Origin of the sequence: Actinomadura sp. CNU-125 (assembly GCF_001942465.1) — a bacterium.
GTDB lineage: Bacteria > Actinomycetota > Actinomycetes > Streptosporangiales > Streptosporangiaceae > Spirillospora.
In genome coordinates, this window is the sequence record NZ_MKJY01000261.1 from 1 (window position 1) to 7,791 (window position 7,791).

The 7,791-nt window shown below is 76.3% G+C and carries 5 protein-coding genes and 1 pseudogene; all 6 read right to left on the reverse strand.

Features of this window, described 5'->3' with window-relative positions; genetic code table 11:
- Window positions 1–1,834, reverse strand: a 1,834-nt coding sequence (locus tag BJF79_RS27485) for an AMP-binding protein (RefSeq protein WP_143220205.1), incomplete at its 3' end; no start/stop codon positions are given.
- Window positions 1,819–3,513 (reverse strand): non-ribosomal peptide synthetase, encoded by a 1,695-nt coding sequence (locus tag BJF79_RS27490; RefSeq protein WP_262402664.1) that lies wholly within the window; start codon window positions 3,511–3,513, stop codon window positions 1,819–1,821. The genes BJF79_RS27485 and BJF79_RS27490, both read right to left, overlap by 16 nt.
- Entirely contained in the window at window positions 3,489–5,684 is a 2,196-nt protein-coding gene (locus BJF79_RS61875; protein WP_410050146.1) for a condensation domain-containing protein, read from the reverse strand. The genes BJF79_RS27490 and BJF79_RS61875 overlap by 25 nt, the downstream gene beginning before the upstream one ends.
- Window positions 5,685–5,854: 170 nt before the next feature.
- Window positions 5,855–5,971 (reverse strand): annotated as a pseudogene (locus BJF79_RS67355) (phosphopantetheine-binding protein); the annotation flags it as partial.
- 192 nt (window positions 5,972–6,163) lie between these two features.
- Window positions 6,164–7,192, reverse strand: a complete 1,029-nt coding sequence (locus BJF79_RS27500; RefSeq protein ID WP_262402663.1) for an amino acid adenylation domain-containing protein — start codon at window positions 7,190–7,192, stop codon at window positions 6,164–6,166.
- On the reverse strand, window positions 7,102–7,791 hold a 690-nt coding region (locus tag BJF79_RS51550; RefSeq protein ID WP_158079309.1), incomplete at its 5' end, for an AMP-binding protein. The genes BJF79_RS51550 and BJF79_RS27500, both read right to left, overlap by 91 nt.

The following is a 7,791-nucleotide window of genomic DNA, read 5'->3' on the forward strand; positions in this document are numbered from 1 at the left end:
GCCCAGCCAGCAGCACCTCGTCCACCCCGGCGTGGAACGCCGCCGGAACCCGCCGCAGCAGCACCGACGCGACCTCGTCCGGCACGGTCAAGCCGACCTCGCGGGGTTCGCCGCCTTGCGCGTCCGGTTCCACGGGCTCCGGGTCGGGGCCGTCGAGGATCCGCGTCCACTCCGGCAACTCCGCCGCGCGGGCATCGCCGACCGCCTGCACGGACAGCTCCCGCGCCCAGCGGCGGAACGACGTCCCCACCGGCTCCAAACCGCCCGGATCGGCGTAAGCCGCCGCCAGATCCGGCAACAGCACCCGCCACGACACACCGTCGACCACCAGATGGTGCACCACCAGCAACAACCGGCCGGGAACCTCTGGACCGGCGTCGAACCACACCGCCCGCACCATCACACCGGCCTGCGGGTCCAGGCGTTCGGCCTCGCGTTCGGCGAGGTCACCGAGCGCCGATTCGTCCGGGTCCGTCGCGTCCACCCGGCGGACGCAGGCCCGGGCCGTCATCGCCTCGTCCGAGCCCGCAGGCGGCACGACCAGGTGCCGGGCCCCGTCGGCAGAGTCCGCCGAGAGCCTGGCGCGCAGCATGTCGTGCCGGTCGAGGACGGCCTGCACCGCCGCCACCAGCCGCTCTTCGACCAGCCCGGCCGGAACCCCGACCCACATCGACTGGCCCGCCCGCGCGGCCGGGCCGGACCGCTCGACCAGCTCCAGCATCACCGGGGTCAGCGGGACGACGCCGCTGCCCGCTTCCTCGGCCGCGTCCGCCCGGTCCGGACGGACGGGCACCGCCGCGCGCGCGAGCGCGGCGGGCGTCCGGTGCTCGAACACCTGGCGCACGGAGACGGCCAGGCCCGCCCGGCGCGCCCGCGACACCACCAGCATCGACATGATCGAGTCGCCGCCGAGCGCGAAGAACGAGTCGTCCGCCCCGACCCGCTCCAGGCCGAGCACCTCCGCGAACAGCCCGCACAGCAGCTCCTCGTCCGGGGACGCGGGCGGACGGCCGGAGGCGGCGCCCGCGAAGTCGGGCGCGGGCAGCGCGGCCCGGTCGAGCTTCCCGTTCACCGTGACGGGGATCGCGGCGAGGGACACGAACGCGGCCGGGACCATGTGGTCGGGCAGCTTGGCGGCCGCGAACTCCCGGAGCGCCGTCTCGTCGGCGTCGCCGACGACGTAGGCGACCAGGCGCTTCGCGCCCGGCCGGTCCTCGCGGGCGATCACGGCGACCTGGGTCACGCCCTCGTGCGCGGCGAGCACCACCTCGATCTCTGCCGGTTCGATCCGGAAGCCGCGGATCTTCACCTGCTCGTCGGCGCGTCCCTCGAACTCCAGCCGCCCGTTCGACGTCCACCGCGCCAGGTCGCCCGTCCGGTACATCCGGCCGCCGCCGAACGGGCACGCCACGAACCGCTCCGCCGTCAGGGCGGCACGCCCCGCGTACCCCCGCGCCAGCCCGGCACCCGCGATGAACAGCTCGCCCACCACGCCCGGCGGGACGGGACGCAGGAACTCGTCCAGCACGAACGTCCGGCAGTTGTCCATGGGGACGCCGATCGGCACCGACGCCGGTACCTCGTCGCCGGAGACGAACGGGACGTGCGTCGTGAACGCGGTCGTCTCGGTCGGCCCGTACGTCGAACGGACGACCAGGTCGGGATGGGTTTCCAGCAGCGTGCGGACGGCACTGGACGACACCACGTCGCCGCCGGTCGACACCTCGCGGACACCCGCGAAGATCTCCGGCGACTGCTCGGCCAGCACCCGGAACAGGCCCGCGGTCGCGTGCACGTTGGTGATGCGATGCTCGGCGATCAACCCGCCCCACACCGAGGCCTCCAACCCTTGCCCGCGGGCGCGACCACCAGCCGTCCACCGTGGAGCAGCGGCGCCCAGATCTCGTACGTCGACGCATCGAACGCATGGTTCGCCTGCACGAGGACGCTCTCCAGGACATCGTCCCGCCAGGCCGTGTCAAGGACGAACGCCGCCACACTCCCGTGCGTGACCGCCACACCCTTCGGAACCCCGGACGACCCCGACGTGTACATGACGTACGCGAGGTTCCCGGGCGAGGTCGTTACCTCGGGGTTCCGCTCGACGGGCTCGAACACGTCGTCGTCCGTCAGGACGACCGACACCCCGGCCTCGGCCGCGATCGACGCCAGCCGCTCCTCCGGATGGCTCGTGTCCAACGGGACGTAGGCGGCCCCCGCCTTCAACACCCCCAGCAGCGTCGCGACCAGCTCCGCCGACCGCCGCATCCGCACACCGACCAGCGACTCACGGCCCACACCCCGACCCGCCAGCCCGCGGGCCACACCGTTCGCCCGCGCGTTCAACTCCGCATACGCCCACGAAACGCCCTCGGCCACCACCGCGACCGCATCCGGCGTCCGCGCCGCCTGCCCCTCGAACAGCTCGACCAACGACGCATCCGACGGCACCGGACGGGACGTGTCGTTCCACCCGTCGACGACCAACCGACGCTCGTCCTCCGACAGCACATCGACATCGCCCACCCGCACGTCCGGATCGGCCGCGACCTGCTCCAGCACCCGCACCAGACGATCCGACAACGCCCGCACCGTCGACTCGTCGAACAGGTCGGCCGCGTACTCGATGCCGCCGGTGAGCCCGGCGGGCGCGCCGGAGCCGTCCCGGCGTTCGGCGAGCGTGACGGCGAGGTCGAACTTGGCGGGCAGCGGCACGGCGGGCAGCGGACGTACGTGCAGGCCCGGCAGCTCCCAGTTCGCCGCCGGGGCGTTGTCGAGGGTGAGCATCACCTGGAAGAGCGGATGCCGCGACAGCGACCGCGCCGGATTCAGCTCCTCGACGAGGCGCTCGAACGGGACGTCCTGGTGCGCGTACGCCGCCAGGTCCGCTTCGCGGACGCGGGCGAGCAGTTCGGCGAACGTCGGGTCGCCGCCCACGTCCGTCCGCAGCACCAGCGTGTTGAGGAAGAAGCCGATGACGCCGGCGAGGGCGGTGTCGGAGCGGCCCGCGATCGGGGTGCCGAGCGGGACGTCGGTGCCCGCGCCCGTCCGCGACAGCAGCACCGCGAGGGCGGCCTGCGCCACCATGAACATCGTGCCGCCGCCACGGCGCGCCACCTCGGCGAGCGCGGCGTGGACGTCCGGTTCCACGGTCAGCGGCACCAGTCCGCCGCGGAAGGACGACCGGGTGCGGCGCGGCCGGTCGGCGGGGAGCGCCAGTTCCTCCGGCGCGCCCGCGAGCGCGTCGCGCCAGTACCGGAGCTGGGCGGCGATCACGCCGTCGGCGTCGTCCGGGTCGCCGAGGGCCTCGCGCTGCCACAGGGCGTAGTCGGCGTACTGGACGGGCGGCGGCGGCAGGTCCGGGGCGCGGCCCGCCGTCCGGGCGGCGTACGCGGTCCGCAGGTCCCGGGCGAGGACGTCCAGGGACCAGGCGTCCATCGCGACGTGGTGCGTGGTGACGACGAGCACCGACTCGTCCGGCGCCGCCGTCAGCAGGCGCGCCCGCCAGGGCAGTTCGCGGGCGAGGTCGAAGCGGCGCGCGACCTCGGCGGCGACGGCGTCGAGCGACCGTCCGGGGCGACGGCGGCGACGGTCAGGCGGGGCCGTCCGGCCGCGCCGTGCAGGATCTCCTGGCGGGCTCCGCCGTCGTGGTCGGGGAATCGGGTGCGCAGGCTCTCGTGCCGGTCGGCGACGTCGCCGAGCGCCGCCTCCAGCGCCGGGACGTCCACCTCGCCGGTCAGCCGCAGCGCGACCGGGACGACGTAGCCGGCGCCCGCGCCGGACTCCTCCAGCCGGTTCAGGAACCACATGCGCCGCTGCGCGGACGACAGCGGGACGACGTCCGGGCGGGGGCGGGCCGTGAGCGGCGCCAGTTCGGCGGGGGCGCGTTCACCGGCCAGCAGCCGGGCCACGCCCGCGACGGTCGGTGCGGCGAACAGGTCGCGGATGGCGATCTCGGCGTCCAGCACCGCACGGATCCGCGCGATCAGCCACATGGCGAGCAGCGAGTCGCCGCCGAGCGCGAAGAACGAGTCGTCGGCGCCGACCCGTTCGACGGCGAGGACCTCGGCGAACAGCCCGCACAGCACCTCTTCGGCGTGGGTCGCCGGGGCGCGGCCCGCGGTCGCGTTGTCCGGTTCGGACGGTCCGGTGGCCGATGTCCGGCCCTCCACGCGGACGAGTTCGCCGCCGGTCGTCCAGTACGCCCGGTCGCCGGTGCGCCGCATCCGCCCGCCGGTGAACGGGCAGGCGACGACCAGGTCCGCCGCCGCCGGGCCGTCGGCCGCGACGTACAGTTCGCCGGTCACGCCGGGCGGGACGGGCCGCAGGAAGTCGTCCAGCACGTACACCTCGGCGTCCCCGGCCGCCCCGCCGCGGTTCCATTCGGTCAGGACGGCCCGGCGTTCGGCCGGGGTGAGGACGTCGAGCGCCGCGAGGGGGCGCCCGGCGTCGGCGGCGAAGCCGTCCAGGATCCGCAGCAGCCGGCCGACGAGGGCCTCGGCGGTCGCCGCGTCGAACAGGTCGGGCCGGTACTCCAGCCGCAGGGCGGGCCGGTCGCCGGGAAGGAGGGCGAGGCCGAGCGGGTAGTGCGCGGCCGAGTTCTCCGTCACCTGCCCGGTGACCGGCAGCCCGCCCGGTCCGGCGGCGGCGTCCGGGTAGTCCTGCGACACCACGATCGTGTCGAACACGGCGCCCGGTCCCGCCGCCCGCCGGATGTCGGCCAGCCCCAGATGCTGGTGCGCGATCAGCCCGGACCGCTGCTCCGCGAGGTCGGCGAGCAGCGCGGCGGCGGGCCGCGCGGGGTCGAGGCGGGCGCGCACCGGGACGGTGTTCATGAACAGCCCGACCATGTCCTCGACGCCGGGCAGCTCCGGCGGGCGGCCCGCGACCGTGGTGCCGAACACGACGTCGCGGCGGCCGGTGAGCGATCCGAGCAGCACCGCCCACGCCCCGAGGAGCACCGTGTTCAGGGTGAGCCCGTGCCGCCGGGTGAGCGTGCGCAGCGCGTCCGCCCGCGACGGGTCCAGCACCGCGGTCGCGTGTTCGGGCGGGACGTCCGACGCGTCCGCGTCCGCGGGGGCGGCCAGGGTCGGCCCGGTCGTCCCGTCCAGCGCGCGCCGCCAGGCCGTCCGCGCCGCGTCGCGGTCCTGCCGGTCCAGCCAGGCCAGATGGTCGCTGAACGGGCGCGCCGGGGGCAGCGCCGCCGCGTCCCCGCGGGCCGCGTAGATCGCCGACAGCTCCCGCAGCAGCACCGGCACCGACCAGCCGTCCACGACGATGTGGTGCAGGGTCAGGATCAGCCGGTACCGGTCCGCGCCGAGCCGCGCCAGCAGCATCCGGCCGAGCGGCGGCACCGTGAGGTCGAAGCGTTCCGCGAGGTCGGCGGCGGCGAGCCGGTCCGCCGCGGCCGCCGCCCCGGCGCCCCGTCCCGTCAGGTCCGCCTCCCGGAACGGCGCCGGCACGCGCCGCTCGACCGCCTGCACGGCGCGGCCCGTCCCGGGGTGCGGCCGGAAACCCGGCGCGCAGGCCGGGATGCCGGTGCAGCAGCGCCTCCCAGGACGGTGCGCAGCAGCCGCGACGTCGAGGGGCCCCTCCAGGTCGAGGACGGTCTGCACCAGGTAGACGTCGCGGGCCCGTTCGTCGTAGCCGGCGTGGAACAGCAGGCCCTGCTGCAGCGGCGACAGCGGCCACGCGTCGACGACGTCCGGGCCGAGTTCCGCGAGCTCGGCGCCGGTGAGGGGCGCGAGCGACGGCTCGTCCCCGGCGGCTCGCCGTCGCCCGGCGCGGTCGCGGCGGCGGCCGCCAACCGGGCCGGGGTGCCGTGCTCGAAGACCTGCGCCAGCGTGATCGGGACGCCCGCGCGCCGCCGCGCCCCCGTCACCACCCGCATCGCCATGATCGAGTCGCCGCCCAGCGCGACGAACGCGTCGTCCGCGCCGACCCCGGGCCGGTCCAGCACGTCCGCGAACACGCCGCAGAGGCGGCCTCCGCCGGGGTGGCCGGCGCGCGCCCCCGCACCGGGACGGTGTCGCCGGGCGCGGGCAGCGCGCCCGGTCCAGCTTCCCGTTCGCCGTCACCGGCAGCGCGTCCAGGAGCACCACCGCGCTCGGCACCATGTACTCCGGCAGCCGCCCCGCCGCGTGCTCCAGCAGGTCCGCCTCGGTCACGCCGGACGGGCCGTCCGCGCCGTCCGCGCGGGCACCGCGTACCCGACGAGCCGCCGCACTCCCGGCCGGTCCTCCCGCGCCAGCACCACCGCGTCCCGGACCCCGGCGTGGTCCGCCAGCGCGGCCTCGACCTCGCCCGGCTCGATCCGGAACCCCCGGATCTTCACCTGGTCGTCGTTGCGTCCCTCGTAGAGCACGGCGCCGTCCGCGGTCCACCTGGCGCGGTCGCCCGTCCGGTACATCCGCCCGCCGGGACCGTCCGGCCCCGCGAACGGGCACGCCACGAAGCGTTCCGCCGTCAGCGCGGACCGTCCGGCGTAACCGCGCGCGAGCTGCACGCCCGCCAGGTACAGCTCGCCGGGCACGCCCGGAGGCACCGGGCGCAGGAACTCGTCCAGCACGTACACGCGGGTGTTCCAGACCGGACGGCCGATCGGCACGGCGTCCGCGCGGACGCCCGGGGCGCACGTCCACGCCGTCACCTCCACGGCCGCCTCCGTCGGCCCGTAGAGGTTGAGCAGCGGCAGCGGCAGCAGCCGGTGGAACCGCTCCACCAGGTCCGGGGGCAGCGCCTCCCCGCTGGCCAGCACCCGCCGCAGGCTCCGGCACCGGCCGGCGACCCGCTCGTCCAGCAGGAACGCCCGCAGCATCGGCGGAACGAAATGGACGACCGTGACGGCCTCCCGCTCGATCAGCCCGGCGATGTAGGCCGGGTCGCGGTGGCCGCCGGGCCGCGCGACGACCAGCCGGGCGCCCGCCAGCAGCGTCCCGAAGAACTCCGGCACCGACACGTCGAAACTCATCGGCGTCTTCTGCATCACCCGGTCGGCGGGCGTCAGCCCGTGCACGCCCTGCAGCCACGCCAGCCGGTTCGCGATCGAGGCGTGCGAGACCTCGACGCCCTTCGGCGTGCCGGTCGACCCGGACGTGTAGATCACGTAGGCGGGGTGCGCGGGACGCAGCGGCACGAGCCGGTCGGCGTCCGTGGGGGCGGCCGCGGGGCGGTCGGCCAGCGCGGCCCGCACCCCGGGATCGTCCAGCACCAGCAGGTCGCGCCCGCGACGGCCGCCGCCGTGCCGCCGGTCGCCACGACCACGACCGGGGACGAGCCGCGCAGCAGCAGCGCCGTCCGGTCCGGCGGCGCGGACGGGTCCATCGGCACGTAGGCGGCGCCCGCCTTCACGATCGCCAGCAGCGTCACCACCAGCTCCGCCGACCGCTCCAGCGCCACCCCGACCCGGCGTTCCGGCCCGGCGCCCCGCGCGATCAGCTCGTGCGCCAGCCGGTTCGCGCGCGCGTCCAGCTCCGCGTACGTCAGCGCACTCCCCTCCGACACCACCGCGACCGCGTCCGGCGCCCGCGCGACCCGCGCCTCGACCAGCTCGGGAAGCGTGCGCGGGGGCACCGGCCGCGCGGTGTCGTTCCACCCCGACACGACCCGCCGCGCCGCGTCCCGCGGCAGCAGGTCGACGTCCCCGACCCGGGCGCCACCGGCCAGCTCCGCGAGGAACCGGACGAACCCGCGCGCGTCGTCCGCCCGCTCACCGCCGTCCCCCGCACACCGCACCCGGAGTTCCGCGCCGCGTATCACGAGGGACAGTTCGCCGGGCGGGCCCGACGCGAG